Here is a 16,241-nt window from a genome sequence, read left to right as displayed (position 1 = left end):
GTTAACTAAACATCACTTTCGCCCATCGGGCCAGCCCTGCGGTCACCGAGCCAAAATCATCGCCGCCAGAAATAGGAATGCCCGGCAGCTGTTCCGCCAGCGCTTTTTTGATCAGCGGTGAACGGGCGCTACCGCCGGTCAGATAGATAACGTCGGGCTTCTCGTTGCCGTTTTCCAGCGCCAGCTGCACCTGTTCCAGAATGCGTTGCAGCGGTTGAGACAGCGCGGTTTCAAGCCCGTGCTGCGAAATCGCAGTGGCCAGTTCATCACTGATAAACGGCAGCGTGACGGCGTGTTCTGCGGCGTCAGAAAGTGCGATTTTGCTCTCTTCGGCGCTACGCACCACGCGATAGCTCAGACGCTGACGCCAGACTTTATGCAGTAACGCCACTTTGTCACCGTCCTGTGCGTCGCGCATCAGATCGTTCAGGAAACGGCCGTTGGCGGTGCTGTAGAAATCACTCTGCGCCGGGACGTCGTTAATCGCGACGGCATTCCACCACGGCAGAATCGGCAGCGCGGTGCCTTTTTCGGTCTGTCCGCCCATGCCGAGCAGCGGCATCAGGCTTTTAAATGCCAGCGCGATATCCAGATCGTTACCGCCCACGCGGCATCCGCTGTGGCCTAGCAGACTGTTTTCGCGATCGCGGCGCGTGTGCCATTCAGGGCCCATCAGCAGCAGGGAACAGTCGGTGGTTCCGCCGCCGATATCGACGACCAGCACGCGTTTTTCTTCACGCAGCGTGGCTTCAAAATCCAGACCGGCAGCCACCGGCTCATACTGGAATACGACGTCACGGAAACCAGCGCGGTGCGCAGCACGCTCAAGAATCCCCTGCGCCTGATGGTTAGCGTCATCGCCGCCCAGGCCCTGGAAGTTGATTGGGCGTCCGATCACCGCCTGGGTGATCGTTTCCGTCACCTGCGTTTGCGCCTGGTGACGGATGTGCAGCATCATGGCGCAGACCAGATCTTCAAACAGGGCGACCTGCTGCGGCTTGAGTCCACTGGCACCGAGAAAGGATTTTGGCGATTTGACGAAGTAAACTTCTTCGGGATCTTCGATGTACTGGCCCAACGAGGCTAATCCGAATTGGACGCTCGACGGCGTCACATCAATATCTTCTTCGCGGTTAAAATTCACGGCACGACGCAGCAGCGCCTGGGTTTCCGTCGCGGTGGCGGGAACCTGATGATGGCGATACAGCCATTCGCTCACCGCCTCACGCGTCGGTGCGCACAGCATCGACGGCAGCAGGGTGCTCTCTTTTTCCATTTTCAGCAGACGTGGCTGATCGTTGTCCATCACTGCCACTGAGCAGTTTGCCGTACCGTAGTCAAATCCAATAAACACTGACGAAGTCCCCATGCCGTTGAGAAGGGGCGAGACTTTAGCGAAATGTCACGCTCGCGACAACTGGAATATGAAAGCAAGGCAGCGCACAGAAAGACAGTTTATGCTGAGGAGCAGATGAAAAGGAGCAGCGATGTATACCCTGAACTGGAAACCACCTTATGACTGGCAATGGATGTTTGGATTTCTGAGTGCGCGTGCGGTGGCGGGCATCGAAACCGTGACTGACGCCTATTACGCGCGGAGTTTCGCGTATAACGGGCATCAGGGGATGTTTCGCGTCACGCCTGATGTTGGCAATTGCACGTTACGCGTCACCCTGAGCGAAGGGTTAATTCCCGTTGCGCAGGTCTGTCTTGAGCGCATTGAGCGCCTGTTCGATCTTAGCTGTGACCCGCAGGAGATAGCCGCGACGTTAGGCGACCTGGGGGCGGCTCGGCCTGGATTACGTCTACCCGGCTCAATGGATACCTTTGAACAGGGCGTGCGGGCGATTCTTGGCCAACTGGTGAGCGTATCGATGGCGGCAAAGTTGGCGTCGCGAGTTGTAGCGTTGTGCGGCGAACCGCTGAAAGATTTCCCTGAATACCGTTGTTTCCCGACGGCAGCGGCACTTGCAGGCACCGATCCGCTGGCGCTCAAGGCGTTGGGGATGCCCGTTAAACGCGCAGAGTCGCTGATTCATCTGGCGCAATCGGTCGTGGAGGGGACGTTTCCGCTGCGACCGCCGGAGGACATTGATGCGGGCATGAAGGCGCTGCAAACCCGTCCGGGGATAGGGCGCTGGACGGCGAACTATCTGGCGCTGCGCGGCTGGCAGGCGAAAGACGTATTTTTACCGGATGATTATCTGATTAAGCAGCGTTTTGCCGGTATGACCCCGGCGCAAATTCGCCGCTATGCCCAGCGCTGGCAGCCGTGGCGTTCCTATGCTTTGCTGCATATCTGGTACACCGACGGCTGGACGCCAGACTTGCGAAAGCCTGATGAATAGGGTTTCGGCCTAATTGATCGCGAAATAGCTGGTATTGAGCAGCAGCTCTAGCGGCTGCGGCTCGGCAATGCAGTCGCCGTAGATATAATCGATACCAATTCCGGAAAGCGTATCCATCATCAATGGCTGGTTACTTGGCCCGGCGATGGTTTTCATGCCGAGTCGTTGGGCGTGTCCCTGAATGATAGACACCATCATTTCGTCCATCAGGTTACCGTGAACGTTGGTGACCAGTTCAGGATCCAACAACAGATAATCAGCCATGTGCGGGGTGAGATGATTAAACACATCCATATTGCGCCCGACGTGACACAGCACAATTCGGCATCCCGCCAGACGCAGTTTTTGTAATCCATTCTGAATGTGAACATCCTGATTTTGCAGGGTTTCTACCGGAATAACCAGATGCAGCAAGCGTCCCTGCAGAGGACTTTTTTCCAGTAAATCGAGCAGTTCGCTCACCAGCGTCGTGCTGGACAGCCCTTCAGCTGAGAGCGGCAGCGCCACACCCATTCCCTTAGTTGCGACTTGCGTGGCGTAGGTGCGGAAAAATGTCTGGAAGATGCGGCGATCCAACGCATGTAACAGATCCGGCTCCATCAGACCTGAGCGGAACGCCTGTTCTTCTACAACGTCGCCCTGGCTGGTCCACAGTCGCAGAGAGATGAGCCAGAAGTTACTGCTTTCCGGGATGCGCGGAGAGGCTACGCTACGGCCCGTCATCAGCAACTGATTGTCTTTGATCATATGCCACTGCTCATCCAGCGACATCATGCCCCGCGCGCTGTGAATACGTTCCTGCTGTGGTTCGTACACCGTCACCACGCCACGGCCATTATTCTTGGACGCGTAGCAGGCGATGTCGGCCTGAGACATCACTTCCGCAACCTGATAGTTGCTGTCATCAAGCAGTGTAATCCCGGCGCTGGCACCGATACGATGCAGACGACCTTCCCACATAAACTGGTAATCGTTGATGGCGTGAACGATACGCCCGGCAATGTAGCGCGAACTTTCCACGTTGCAGTCCGGAAGCAGCAGACCAAATTCATCGCCACCCAGACGAGCTAACACGTCGCTGGAGCGCAGCATGCTGAGCATCAGCGACGAGAGCTCGCGCAGCAGCGCATCACCCGCGGCGTGTCCTGCGGTATCGTTCACCGCTTTGAAGCGATCGAGATCGATAAACACCAGCGCGTGGCGTTGATGCGTGTCATGAACAGTTTGCAGAAGGCGCTTTAAATGGCTTTCAAAACTGACGCGGTTAGCGAGGTGGGTGAGGCCGTCATGCGAGGCGCTGTAGCTGAGCTGGCGCAGCATTTTACGTGACTCGGTGACATCCTGAATGACCAGAACGGAACCGATGTTATGTCCGTCCAGCGTGCTTAATGGGGTAATACTGTAATGAATATCGAACGTTCCGCCGGTGCGGCTGTGCAGTACGACATCCTGATTAATGTCGGAACGTGACATATCGCCGCTGTGAATGTTTTCCATCGGCGGACCGTTTTCGCTGAACGTAATGTGTAACACGCTCAAAATCGGCTGACCCATCGCTTCTTGCTGCGTCCAGCCGCTCATTTTCTCGGCAACGGGGTTCATAAAGGTGACGTGCATATCGACATCAGTACAGAGTACCGCTTCACCGATGGAGTCGAGCGTGATGTGCAGACGCTCTTTTTCCTGGAACAATGCTTCGTTAAGTTCCTTAACTTCGGTCATGTCCATATTAATGCCGAGCAGCCGTTCGACTTCGCCTTGCTTGTTCAGCACTCGGTTCGCAAGGGAACGGATATGACGTACGCCTTCTTTCACGCGGATGCGGAACTCAAGCTTAAAGGGCACTCGTGCCATCAGCGAATCGCGAATAACCTGCTCGGCGTACGCGCGATCTTCGGGAATAATACTGTCGTTCCAAAGCTGCCAGGTCGGCTTGATGTGCGCCGGGATTTCGTACATCTCGAACATGCGTTTGTCCCAACTGATGACGTCAGGCTGCAGGTCCCATTCCCAGATACCAATGCCGCCCGCTTCGTTCGCCAGCGTAATACGCTCCATCAGGCGCTTATTCACCCATTCGGTGTGTTTGAGGTCATTAATATCTTCGATTTGCGCAATAAAATAGAGCGGTGACCCGTCCGTATGACGCACAACCGAGACGGTCAGCAGCGCCCAGACGACTTCGCCGTTACGGGTGTAATAGCGCTTCTCCAGCGAGTAGCTGTTAATGTCACCGCGCGCCAGTTGCTCGAGGCTCTCAAGATCGGTATGTAAATCTTCAGGCCAGGTCAGTTGCTGAAACGTGAGTGACTGCAGTTCGGTCTGGGAATAGCCAAGAAACTCACACAGCGCTTTGTTGGTCTGCAGCCACTGGCCATCAATCCCGACCAGCGCCATGCCAATCGCCGAATATTCCATGGCATTGCGAAAACGTTCTTCACTTTCGGTGATGTGCTTACGTTCGGCACGAAAGGCGTACATCACCATGGTCATGACGTTCGCGGGAAGCAGCATCATCAGGAACGGCAACCACGGTGCGTTAAGCATGACACTGGTATTTTGAGTGGTCATGGGGGTCGGATTGGTCGCCATCATCAGTGACACCATCATTACCGTGACCAGAAAAACAAGGAACGCTTCGAGCCGCGGGAGGCGTACGGCACTCCACATCAGCAATACGATGACGCAGGTAAACGGCCACGGAAGGAACGTAATCGCAACCCAACATAGCACCAGCGTGACCGCCATGGTGACGAGCGTTTCAAGCAGCAGTTTTGGGTTGCGATGGCGCAGTAAATAGTGCGGTTTGAAAAGCAGTCCTAGCGGGACAAGCGCCAGCGCACCAATAGATTCCGATAATACCCACACCAGAAAGTTGCGCAGTGGCTCCTCGCTGGGAACTAAAAGCCAGGCCAGCACACCACCCAGCAACGGCGGGATCGCGGCGCTGCCGATCGCCAGACGTATCCAGTCGCCAAGATTTTTTAAGGGGTTATACCAGGGCAACATTTTACGCAGCAGCAGCGCGCCCACAAATGCTTCGATAGCATTTATCGTGGGGTACAAGACATTAAGCGACTCCCAACTGAACAATAATCCTGTAGCGAGAATATTCCCCAGGGAGCAGGCGAGGGCAATACCCGGCCACATTTTTCCGGCATGGCGGTAAAACGCGACCATCATGATTGAGGTCGGGAACCACAACGGCGCCAGCAACGTTCCGAATCGAGTCAGTTCGAGCGAGAAAAGGGTAAATATGAACGTTACCAGACCAAGACTGACAAGCCGTAGCACTGGATGTGGGGTAGTAACCAAAACGCGCTGGTATTGTTTATTCATTACCGCTTTATCCAGGGACGCCATGCCGCCAGGAACCAGGTCCGGACGAGTTGAAATTTGAATTTGGATTATGCTAGTACAAACAATTTACAATTCATATGCCGACTGCTCATAATTTGCCATCATAGAGTTATTAAATAGTTAGTCTGCAGAAATTTCATCATGAATGCGTTAAATTTGACCATCAAAATTTGTGTCAGGCAGAAATGAACGACTTTGGAATGACTCACGCATTAGCTGCGCTTACGACTAGTATCACGCAAGCGAAATCCCTATAATTGCGGCGTTTGACGCTCCGGCGTCGTCCTTCCTTTACATCCAGGTTAATCAGGTCGCTAAATTTATGACTGATAAGTCCCATCAGTGCGTCATTATCGGCATCGCCGGCGCATCGGCTTCAGGTAAAAGTCTTATTGCCAGTACGCTTTATCGTGAACTGCGCGATCAGGTTGGTGATGAACACATCGGCGTCATTCCCGAAGACAGCTATTACAAAGATCAATCGCATCTGTCGATGGAAGAGCGTGTAAAAACCAACTACGACCATCCCAATGCCATGGATCACAGTCTACTGTTCCAGCATTTACAAATGATCAAAAACGGCACGCCTATTGATCTCCCGGTCTACAGCTACGTTGATCACACGCGTACGCAGGACACCATTCACATCGAACCGAAGAAGGTCATCATTCTGGAAGGCATTTTGTTGCTGACCGACGCGCGCCTGCGCGAAGCGATGAACTTCTCCATTTTCGTCGATACACCGCTGGATATTTGTCTCATGCGTCGTATCAAACGTGACGTCAACGAGCGTGGCCGTTCGATGGATTCCGTCATGGCGCAATATCAAAAAACGGTACGGCCGATGTTCCTGCAGTTTATCGAACCGTCTAAACAATACGCCGATATCATCGTGCCGCGCGGGGGTAAAAACCGCATTGCCATCGATATTCTGAAAGCGAAAATCAGTCAGTTTTTTGAATAATTCGCGCAAATTGTGTACCGTTCAGAAATAACCTGATTTGCCCTGAGGCCAGTATGGCTTCAGGTTCTGATGCAGCAAAGGAGAAAGTGGCATGCGTCTTTGTGACCGTGATATAGAAGCCTGGCTGGACGAAGGCCGTCTGTCTATCACCCCGCGTCCACCCGTGGAGCGAATTAACGGCGTGACCGTTGATGTGCGTCTGGGCAATAAATTCCGCACGTTTAGTGGTCATACCGCTGCCTATATCGATTTGAGCGGGCCGAAAGACGAAGTCAGCGCCGCACTTGATCGTGTGATGAGTGACGAAATCGTGCTGGCAGAAGGTGAAGCTTTTTATCTGCATCCCGGCGAACTGGCGCTGGCGGTCACGTTTGAATCCGTCACATTGCCTGCTGATTTGGTTGGCTGGCTCGATGGGCGTTCTTCACTGGCGCGGCTGGGATTAATGGTTCACGTCACCGCACACCGTATCGATCCAGGTTGGTCAGGTCATATTGTATTGGAGTTTTTCAACGCCGGGAAACTGCCCCTGGCATTACGTCCTGGAATGATGATCGGTGCACTGAGCTTCGAGCCGTTAACCGGCCCGGCCGATCGTCCTTATAACCGCCGGCAGGATGCAAAGTATCGCGATCAGCAGGGCGCGGTTGCCAGTCGTATCGATAAAGACTGAATTTAGGCCGTTCACCGAGGATGCCATGAGAAGAGTTCTTACGACGCTGATGATTTTGCTGGTTGTGCTTGTTGCTGGCCTTTCGGCGTTGGTTCTGCTGGTTAACCCCAATGATTTCCGCAGCTATATGGTGCGGCAGGTCGAAGCCCGAAGCGGGTATGAACTGAAGCTTGATGGGTCACTTCGCTGGCACGTTTGGCCGCAGCTTAGCATTCTTTCCGGTCGCATGTCTTTGACAGCGCCTGGTGCCTCCGCTCCCCTGGTCTCTGCAGACAATATGCGTCTTGACGTGGCCTTAATTCCGCTGCTGTCGCATCAGTTGCAGGTGGAGCAGGTGATGCTGAAAGGCGCGGTCATTCAACTGACTCCGCAAACCGAAGCCGTTCGCAAAGGGGATGCGCCGGTCGCGCCGCGTGAAAACTCGTTACCTGACGTCCCGGATGATGCCGGCTGGTCGTTTGATATCGGTAGCCTGAGAGTGGTTGATAGCGTGCTGGTGTTCCAGCATGAGGATGAAGAGCAGATCACACTGCGTAACATCAACCTCAAAATGGAACAGGATCAACATCATGTGGCGACCGTTGACTTCTCAGGGCGCATCAACCGAAATCAGCGCGACTTGACGTTGTCGATGAATGCGAACGTCAATGCGTCCGACTATCCGCATCAGCTTACAGCGGATATCACCCAGCTTAACTGGCAGTTGTCCGGTGTCGATTTACCGGCTCAGGGGATTACCGGGCAGGGCAGTTTGCAGGGAATTTGGCGCGAAGAACATAAGCAGCTTGAGCTGAATAATCTTAACCTGCAGGCCAACGACAGTACGCTGAAAGGACGCGCCAGCGTAGTGCTGAGTGAACAGCCAAAATGGGTCGTTGATCTCCAGTTGGATAAGTTGAATCTGGAAAATCTGCTGGTCTCTCAAACTGTGGTCACCGACGATAAGACCGTGCAGCAGGGGCAAAATCAGCCTACACAAACGCGTCCTGTTATTGCCTCGAATGTCGATCAACCGGATTACAACGGGCTGCGTAGTTTCACCGCGGATATTCAGCTTAAAGCCAACACTGTGCGCTGGCGTGGTATGGATTTCACCAATGTCAGCAGCCAGATGCTGAACCATAATGGTTTGCTGGTTATCTCCGAATTGAGTGGTCAAATGGGCGCGGGGCATATTTCGCTGCCCGGTCTTCTGGACGTGCGTAAAGGAATGGCGAAAGCCGAGTTCCAGCCGCGTCTTGATAACATTGAGATCGGTACCATCCTGAAAGCCTTCGATTATCCTATCGCCCTAACCGGCAATCTGACGATGGCGGGTGATTTTTCCGGCGATAAAATTGATGCGGAAGCATTTCGTCGCAGCTGGCAGGGAACGGCGCATGTTGACCTGGTCGATAGCCGCATGGAAGGCCTGAACTTCCAGCAGCTTGTGCAGCAGGCTGTGGAACGCAGCAGCAGCGTCAAAGCCACTGAAAACTATGACAGCGCGACGCGACTCGACAGGTTTACGGCCGATCTGACGCTGGATGACGGCCAGTTAAAGCTTGATAATATGCAGGGGCAATCTTCGCTTCTGAATATGACGGGCGCAGGCACCATGGATCTGGTGAAAGAGACGACGGATACGCGATTCAACGTCCGCGTGCTGGCCGGTTGGGAAGGGGAAGGCAAACTCATCGATTTCCTGAAAGAAACGCCTATTCCGTTGAACGTTTACGGAAAATGGCAGGAGCTGAACTACAGCCTCCAGGTTGACCAGATTCTGCGTAAACACCTGCAAGATGAAGCGAAACGTCGTCTGAATGACTGGGCGGACAAAAACAAAAATTCGCAAAACGGCAAGGACGTGAAGAAGCTGATAGATAAGCTTTGATTTCTAGCCGGGCAAGCGCGACAAACGCTTGCCCGGCTCTGTTTTACACTTCGTAATCTAAATCATCTTCTCCGCGTAGCGGAATAAGCTGCACTTTTTGCACGCGATGGCTTTCGACCTGTAGCGTCTTCAACATGTAATCACCCACCTGAACCTCTTCGCCCGGCTTCGGAATACGCTGTAGATACTCCATTAGCAATCCGGCAATGGTGTGATATTCGCGCTTTTCATCGAGCGGCAGGGGAACATACTGCACCAGATCTTCCAGCGGCATATGGCCGTTTGCCGTCCAGGACCCGTCAGCGTTTTTCTGAATGTCATGGCGAGCATCAATCTCATCGATTTCGTTCGGCAGATTACCTGCGATAGTTTCCATTACGTCACTCAGCGTCACCAACCCTTCTACTGACCCGAATTCATCCACCACAAAGGCAAAGTGGGTTCGTGCATTACGGAACTGCTCAAGGGCAGACAGCAGCGGCAATGTTTCGGGGAATACCAGTGGCTGTCGAACGAGCACACGTAAATCCAGCGGATCGCCGCGCAGAGACTGTTGCAACAGGTCAATAATGTGCACCACGCCGAGCAAATCGTCTTCATCATCGCCGCCCGTTACCACTACGCGGGTATGCTGGTTTTTATCCAGCAGCGCGCGTATCTGCGTCTCGGGTGAGTTGAGGTCAATGTGCTCAATGTCGTGGCGCGACGTCATGATGCTGCTGACAGAGCGCTGATTCAGATTCAACACCCGCTCAATCATCCGGCGTTCTTGCGGGTTAAAAATCTGACTATCGTCGTGATCGGCAAGCAGCGAAGCAGATTCCGCATCAAGTTCGGCATCTTCTTTTTTGCCGCTCAACAGACGCAAAACCGTCTCGGCAGTCCGCTGACGCAATGTTTGATTGGCGGACAGGAAACGGCGTCGATTGAAAATTGCCAACTGATTCAGCGTCTCAATAATGACCGAGAACCCAATCGCCGCGTACAGATAGCCTTTTGGAATAGAGAAACCAAAACCGTCTGCCACCAGGCTAAAGCCAATCATCAGCAGAAAACTCAGGCACAGAATGACAATCGTGGGATGGCTGTTCACAAAGCGGGTCAGCGCCTTGCTCGCCATGACCATCAGGGTAATGGCGATAATTACCGCGGCCATCATCACCGCCAGGTGATCGACCATGCCCACGGCGGTAATTACGGAATCCAGGGAGAAGACCGCGTCGAGGACCACAATTTGCGCCACAACTGGCCAGAACTTTGCGCCGCGCCGTTGGGTTGGATTATCACTGTCTTTTCCTTCCAGTCGCTCATTCAGTTCGACCGTGGCTTTAAACAGCAGGAACAGCCCACCGAACAGCATGATCAGATCGCGCGCGCTGAAGCTCAGGTCGTGGAAGGTAAAAAGCGGCTTGGTCAGCGTGACCATCCAGGAGATAGAGGCCAGCAGCAGCAGGCGCATTACCATTGCCAACAGCAAACCGGTTACGCGAGCGCGGTCGCGCTGCGCCGGGGGCAATTTATCGGCAAGTATGGCGATAAAAACCAGATTATCGATGCCCAGGACTAATTCGATGACGACCAGCGTCACCAGCCCGGCCCAGATTGACGGATCGGCAATCCATTCCATAGTAATTGCAGTACCTTTAGTTATATGACATTTGTCACACTTCGATCATGGATAATGTGGGCGGAAATTGCAATGCCATGCTGAGATTTCTCTTAATCAATGCAAAAGAAATACCTCAGGGTAATAACCGTACTATTTCCATTGGGAAGTTTAAATTTGTATATCTGGTAATAATTAGGATATATCGCATCCGCTAATTTAGGATCGGTATAAGTCAATATGAAGAAATTCCTAAAACTGCGAAAATTTGCGCTTAATATTATTCTTAAAAACCAATATTAGGACAGATGTCTCCTTGCCTGCTATTAGGTTAGCTGCAACAATTCCCCCAGCATCAAATGCTAAATCTTCTTGTTGCTATTTTTGTACTGGTCTTCGGGGCTGAATTTCAATTCGGCCTGGCTGCTAAATGTGCCGGATAATATATCCGCGAAAGCCAGTTTTAAGAGGGTGTATATCCATAACACATTGTTTCGTCAGTGGATTGGTAACTGAAAGCCAAGGGCGGTAGCGTGCCTGAAAGCGTGTGAATCAGCCTCGATTATTCTGTCAATAGCCAGCGGGTGAATAAGGTTTTTTTAGGAATGATGCCAGTTATATTTCTTTTTGATTAACTGCATTCTGAATGCCAAAACGATCCGCGCTTATTTAAATTGCACAGGATAATTACTCTGCCAAAGTGATAAATAATCAATGATGAAATCCAAAATGAAATTGATGCCATTATTGGTGTCTGTGACCTTGATGAGTGGTTGTACGGTCTTTCCCGGCAGCAATATGTCAACAGTGGGCAAGGATGTGATCAAGCAACAGGATGCTGATTTTGATCTCGACAAAATGGTGAATGTTTATCCATTAACGCCACGCCTTGTCGAACAATTACGTCCGCGTCCCAATGTGGCGCAGCCGAATATGTCTCTGGACCAGGAAATTGCGAGCTACCAATACCGTGTAGGTCCGGGTGATGTGGTGAGTGTGACCGTCTGGGATCACCCTGAACTGACCACCCCCGCTGGACAATATCGTAGCTCAAGCGACACCGGTAACTGGGTTCAGCCAGATGGCACGATGTTCTATCCCTATATCGGCAAAGTCCACGTGGTTGGGAAAACGCTTGCAGAAATTCGTAGTGATATTACCGGCCGCTTAGCGACGTACATCGCCGATCCGCAGGTAGACGTTAATATCGCCGCGTTCCGTTCGCAAAAAGCCTATGTGTCCGGTGAAGTGAATAAATCGGGTCAGCAGGCGATCACTAACGTCCCGCTGACGATTCTGGATGCAATTAACACGGCAGGCGGTCTGACCGATGCTGCTGACTGGCGCAACGTGGTGCTGACGCACGACGGTAAAGAAGAGCGTATTTCGCTCCAGGCGCTCATGCAGAACGGCGATCTGAGCCAAAACCGTTTGCTCTATCCTGGCGATATTCTGTTTGTTCCGCGCAATGACGATCTGAAAGTGTTCGTGATGGGCGAAGTGAAAAAACAAACCACGCTCAAAATGGACTTCAGCGGCATGACCCTGACCGAAGCGCTGGGCAATGCGGAAGGCCTCGACATGACGGCGTCTAACGCCAGCGGCATCTTCGTTATTCGTCCGCTGAAAGGCGAGGGCAGTGCCAAAGGCAAAATTGCCAACATCTACCAGCTCGATATGTCCGATGCGACGTCTCTGGTTATGGCAACTGAGTTCCGACTCCAGCCATACGATGTGGTGTACGTCACCACGGCACCGGTTGCCCGCTGGAACCGTCTGATCAACCAGTTGCTGCCAACCATCAGTGGCGTCCGCTACATGACGGATACGGCGCGCAACATTCATACCTGGTAATCGCGATGTTTAACAAAATTCTGGTGGTGTGCGTGGGGAACATTTGCCGTTCCCCCACGGCTGAACGGCTGCTGAAAAATTACCAGCCCAATCTGATCGTCGAATCAGCAGGGCTGGGGGCGCTCGTCGGTAAAGGGGCTGATGAGCGCGCAACGAACGTGGCGCAGGAACATAACCTCTCCTTAGACGGGCACGTTGCTCGTCAGGTTTCGGGCCGGATGTGTCGGGATTACGACCTGATCCTGGCAATGGAAAAACGCCATATCCATGCGCTGTGTGAACTCGCTCCGGAGATGCGCGGCAAAGTGATGCTGTTTGGTCACTGGGACGGTGAACGCGAAATTCCCGATCCGTATCGTAAAAGCCGTGAGGCCTTTGAGGCGGTTTATACCTTACTTGACCAGTCTGCCCAACAGTGGGCGCAGGCACTGAAAGCTCAGCAGGGATAACAATGACAGAAAAAACAAAACCTTCTGCCGCCCCGATTTCGGGCAGTGATGAAATAGATATTGGTCGTCTGGTCGGGACGGTCGTTGAGGCGAAATGGTGGGTGCTGGGCATTACCGCGGTGTTTGCGTTAGCTGCCGTGATTTACACCCTGTTTGCGACGCCAATCTATAGCGCCGATGCGCTGGTACAAATTGAGCAGAACTCGGGCAACTCGCTGGTGCAGGATATCGGCTCGGCGCTGGCGAATAAGCCACCGGCGTCGGACGCTGAAATTCAGCTCATCCAGTCGCGCCTGGTGCTCGGCAAAACCGTTGACGATCTGGATCTCGACATCGGTGTCACCAAAGACACTTTCCCGATATTTGGTGCTGGCTGGGACAGGCTGATGGGCCGTCAAAATGACATGGTCAAAGTGACCACCTTCGAGCTGCCAAAAGGGGCGGGCGATCAGGTCTTCACGCTTGAGGTTCTCGGGCCAAAGCAGTACCAGCTCACCAGCGACGCCGGGTTCAGCGCGCGTGGCAAAGTTGGACAGATGCTGACCAAAAACGGCGTGAGCATGATGGTGAGCGACATCAAGGCGGCTGAGGGCGGCAAATTCACCGTCTCCAAATTCTCGATGCTGGGGATGATCAACAATCTGCAGGGCAATCTCACCGTAACGGAAAATGGTAAGGACACCGGCGTATTGAGCATGACCTTCACCGGTGAAGACAAAGACAAGATCCGCGACATTCTTAACAGCATTACTCGCAACTATCTTGAGCAAAACGTCGAACGCAAGTCCGCTGAGGCGGCAAAAAGCCTCGCCTTCCTGGCGAAACAGCTCCCGGAAGTGCGCGCGCATCTTGATGAAGCGGAAAACAAACTGAACGCCTATCGTCAGGATAAAGATTCTGTCGACCTTCCGCTGGAGGCGAAGTCCGTCCTCGACTCGATGGTGAACATCGACGCGCAGCTGAATGAGTTGACGTTCAAAGAAGCGGAAATTTCGAAGCTCTACACCAAACGTCACCCGGCGTACCGCACGCTTCTGGAAAAACGTCAGGCGCTGGAAGATGAGAAATCAAAACTCAACAACCGCGTAACGGCGATGCCGAAAACCCAGCAGGAAATTGTGCGTCTGACCCGCGATGTGGAATCGGGCCAGCAGGTGTACATGCAGCTGTTGAACAAACAGCAGGAGCTGAAGATCACCGAAGCCAGTACCGTTGGCGATGTCCGTATCGTTGACCCGGCGATCACCCAACCGGGTGTGCTCAAACCGAAAAAAGCGCTGATCGTTCTGGGCAGCATTATTCTCGGTCTGATGCTGTCGATTATGGGCGTGCTGCTGCGTTCCCTGTTCAATCGCGGAATCGAAAGCCCGCAGGTGCTCGAAGAGAATGGGATCAGCGTTTACGCCAGCATCCCGCTGTCGGAATGGCAGAAATCGCGGGATAGCGTCAAAACCGTCAAAGGAGTTAAACGCTACAAACAGAGCCAATTGCTGGCAGTAGGTAACCCCACGGATCTGGCGATTGAAGCGGTGCGTAGCCTGCGAACCAGCCTGCACTTCGCGATGATGCAGGCCAAAAATAACGTCCTGATGATGACCGGTGTGAGTCCATCGATTGGTAAAACCTTCGTGTGCGCCAACCTGGCGGCGGTGGTGAGTCAAACCAATAAACGCGTGCTGCTGATCGACTGCGATATGCGTAAGGGCTACACCCACGAACTGTTAGGGACCAACAACGTCAACGGTTTGTCGGAGATTCTGCTCGGCAAAGGGGAAATTGAGCAGTGCGCCAAGCCGACGTCGATCACTAACTTTGACCTTGTACCGCGCGGTCAGGTGCCACCGAATCCCTCCGAACTGCTGATGAGCGAGCGTTTCACGCAACTGATTGAGTGGGCGAGCAAACATTACGATCTCGTTCTGATAGATACCCCGCCGATTCTGGCCGTGACCGATGCCGCCGTGGTCGGTCGCCACGCTGGCACCACGCTGATGGTGACTCGCTATGCGGTCAACACGTTGAAGGAAGTGGAAACCAGCCTGAACCGCTTCGAGCAGAACGGCATTGACGTGAAAGGGGTGATTCTGAACTCCATCTTCCGCCGTGCGACGGGATACCAGGATTACGGGTATTACGAGTACGAATACAAGTCTGACAGTAAATAACCGTTTTCCCTCACCCTAACCCTCTCCCGACGGGAGAGGGAATTGTATCGTCTCTCGTCTGGGACGATGGGTGAGGGCAGAAACAACCAGCCATTCGGGGAAGAAAATGACAACACAACGCCCTTTGATCTCCATTTATATGCCGACCTGGAATCGTCAGCAGTTGGCGATCCGCGCGATTAAATCGGTATTACGTCAGGACTACGACAACTGGGAAATGATCATCGTCGATGACTGCTCTTCATCTTATGAGCAGTTACAAAAGTTTGTTGAAGAACTTGGCGATGCGCGGGTGAAATATATCCACAATGACATTAATTCCGGCGCGTGTGCCGTGCGAAACCAGGCGATTCTCCAGTCTGGCGGGGAGTTCATCACGGGTATTGATGATGATGATGAATGGACGCCAAACCGTTTGTCCATTTTCCTGGCGCACAAGCATCAGCTGGTGACGCATGCATTCTTGTACGCCAATGACTATGTCTGCGAGGGTGAAGTTTATTCCCAACCGGCGAGCTTGCCGCTGTATCCAAAGTCACCGTACTCTCGTCGCCTGTTCTACAAGCGCAATATTATTGGCAATCAGGTCTTTACCTGGGCGTGGCGTTTCAAAGAGTGCCTGTTTGATACCGAACTGAAAGCCGCGCAGGACTACGACATTTTCCTGCGCATGGTGGTGGAATATGGCGAACCGTGGAAAGTGGACGACGCCACGCAAATTCTGCATATCAATCACGGTGAGATGCAAATCACCTCGTCACCAAAGAAATTCTCTGGCTACTTCCACTTTTACCGTAAGCACAAAGATAAGTTTGACCGTGCCAGCCGTAAATATCAGCTTTTTACGCTGTATCAGATCCGCAATAAGCGCATGAACTGGCGCACGCTGCTGACGCTCTTTTCCGTACGCAATACCAAGCGTCTGGCTGATGGGCTGCGGGGGAAATAA

11 protein-coding genes are annotated in these 16,241 nt (G+C 53.0%); 8 read left to right on the top strand and 3 right to left on the bottom strand.

Annotated elements, in window-relative coordinates:
* Position 1: 1 nt before the first annotated feature.
* On the bottom strand, positions 2-1,354 hold the full coding sequence (yegD, locus tag ACKI5T_RS04755; protein WP_407435921.1) for a molecular chaperone: 1,353 nt from the start codon (positions 1,352-1,354) through the stop codon (positions 2-4).
* Positions 1,355-1,487: 133 nt separating this feature from the next.
* Here yegD and alkA point away from each other — a divergent pair, with 133 nt between their 5' ends.
* Positions 1,488-2,348: a DNA-3-methyladenine glycosylase 2 gene (alkA, locus tag ACKI5T_RS04750; protein WP_407435919.1), complete on the top strand. Its 861-nt coding sequence runs from the start codon at positions 1,488-1,490 to the stop codon at positions 2,346-2,348.
* Between the two features lie 9 nt (positions 2,349-2,357).
* On the opposite strand, the gene ACKI5T_RS04745 is transcribed toward alkA, so the two are convergent.
* The gene (locus ACKI5T_RS04745) at positions 2,358-5,687 is read right to left on the bottom strand and encodes a diguanylate cyclase (RefSeq protein ID WP_407435917.1); all 3,330 of its coding nucleotides are present in this window, start codon (positions 5,685-5,687) and stop codon (positions 2,358-2,360) included.
* A gap of 343 nt (positions 5,688-6,030) precedes the next feature.
* Between ACKI5T_RS04745 and udk the strand changes: the two genes are divergently transcribed.
* The 3 genes from udk to asmA all read left to right on the top strand — a co-directional run bounded on the left by udk (position 6,031) and on the right by asmA (position 9,218).
* The gene (udk, locus tag ACKI5T_RS04740) at positions 6,031-6,672 is read left to right on the top strand and encodes a uridine kinase (RefSeq protein WP_015959679.1); all 642 of its coding nucleotides are present in this window, start codon (positions 6,031-6,033) and stop codon (positions 6,670-6,672) included.
* Between the two features lie 91 nt (positions 6,673-6,763).
* Positions 6,764-7,345, top strand: a complete 582-nt coding sequence (gene dcd, locus ACKI5T_RS04735; protein WP_015959678.1) for a dCTP deaminase — start codon at positions 6,764-6,766, stop codon at positions 7,343-7,345.
* A 25-nt stretch (positions 7,346-7,370) separates the two neighbouring features.
* On the top strand, positions 7,371-9,218 hold the full coding sequence (asmA, locus tag ACKI5T_RS04730) for an outer membrane assembly protein AsmA (RefSeq protein ID WP_407435914.1): 1,848 nt from the start codon (positions 7,371-7,373) through the stop codon (positions 9,216-9,218).
* Positions 9,219-9,261: 43 nt separating this feature from the next.
* Here the strand turns inward: asmA and ACKI5T_RS04725 are convergent, their stop codons facing one another.
* The gene (locus ACKI5T_RS04725; protein ID WP_407435912.1) at positions 9,262-10,845 is read right to left on the bottom strand and encodes a TerC family protein; all 1,584 of its coding nucleotides are present in this window, start codon (positions 10,843-10,845) and stop codon (positions 9,262-9,264) included.
* Positions 10,846-11,538: 693 nt separating this feature from the next.
* Between ACKI5T_RS04725 and ACKI5T_RS04720 the strand changes: the two genes are divergently transcribed.
* The 4 genes from ACKI5T_RS04720 (at position 11,539) to wcaA (ending at position 16,241) form a co-directional block, all read left to right on the top strand.
* On the top strand, positions 11,539-12,678 hold the full coding sequence (locus tag ACKI5T_RS04720; protein ID WP_059179533.1) for a polysaccharide export protein: 1,140 nt from the start codon (positions 11,539-11,541) through the stop codon (positions 12,676-12,678).
* Positions 12,679-12,683: 5 nt separating this feature from the next.
* Positions 12,684-13,127: a low molecular weight protein-tyrosine-phosphatase Wzb gene (gene wzb / locus ACKI5T_RS04715; protein WP_131488711.1), complete on the top strand. Its 444-nt coding sequence runs from the start codon at positions 12,684-12,686 to the stop codon at positions 13,125-13,127.
* Between the two features lie 2 nt (positions 13,128-13,129).
* Positions 13,130-15,292: a tyrosine-protein kinase Wzc gene (wzc, locus tag ACKI5T_RS04710; RefSeq protein WP_407435909.1), complete on the top strand. Its 2,163-nt coding sequence runs from the start codon at positions 13,130-13,132 to the stop codon at positions 15,290-15,292.
* 106 nt (positions 15,293-15,398) lie between these two features.
* Entirely contained in the window at positions 15,399-16,241 is an 843-nt protein-coding gene (gene wcaA, locus ACKI5T_RS04705; protein WP_407435907.1) for a colanic acid biosynthesis glycosyltransferase WcaA, read from the top strand.

The organism is Lelliottia sp. (genome assembly GCF_045627565.1).
GTDB lineage: Bacteria > Pseudomonadota > Gammaproteobacteria > Enterobacterales > Enterobacteriaceae > Enterobacter.
Note: the sequence above shows the minus strand (reverse complement) of the source record. Positions and strands in the feature narration are given on the sequence as shown.

What these genes read in the sequence shown, in the direction of transcription:
- ACKI5T_RS04720 (WP_059179533.1), top strand. Translation starts at nt 11,539, where the DNA reads ATGATGAAATCCAAAATGAAATTGATGCCATTATTGGTGTCTGTGACC.
- udk (WP_015959679.1), top strand. Translation starts at nt 6,031, where the DNA reads ATGACTGATAAGTCCCATCAGTGCGTCATTATCGGCATCGCCGGCGCA.
- ACKI5T_RS04745 (WP_407435917.1), bottom strand. Translation starts at nt 5,687, where the DNA reads ATGAATAAACAATACCAGCGCGTTTTGGTTACTACCCCACATCCAGTG.
- dcd (WP_015959678.1), top strand. Translation starts at nt 6,764, where the DNA reads ATGCGTCTTTGTGACCGTGATATAGAAGCCTGGCTGGACGAAGGCCGT.
- alkA (WP_407435919.1), top strand. Translation starts at nt 1,488, where the DNA reads ATGTATACCCTGAACTGGAAACCACCTTATGACTGGCAATGGATGTTT.
- wzc (WP_407435909.1), top strand. Translation starts at nt 13,130, where the DNA reads ATGACAGAAAAAACAAAACCTTCTGCCGCCCCGATTTCGGGCAGTGAT.
- asmA (WP_407435914.1), top strand. Translation starts at nt 7,371, where the DNA reads ATGAGAAGAGTTCTTACGACGCTGATGATTTTGCTGGTTGTGCTTGTT.
- wzb (WP_131488711.1), top strand. Translation starts at nt 12,684, where the DNA reads ATGTTTAACAAAATTCTGGTGGTGTGCGTGGGGAACATTTGCCGTTCC.
- wcaA (WP_407435907.1), top strand. Translation starts at nt 15,399, where the DNA reads ATGACAACACAACGCCCTTTGATCTCCATTTATATGCCGACCTGGAAT.
- ACKI5T_RS04725 (WP_407435912.1), bottom strand. Translation starts at nt 10,845, where the DNA reads ATGGAATGGATTGCCGATCCGTCAATCTGGGCCGGGCTGGTGACGCTG.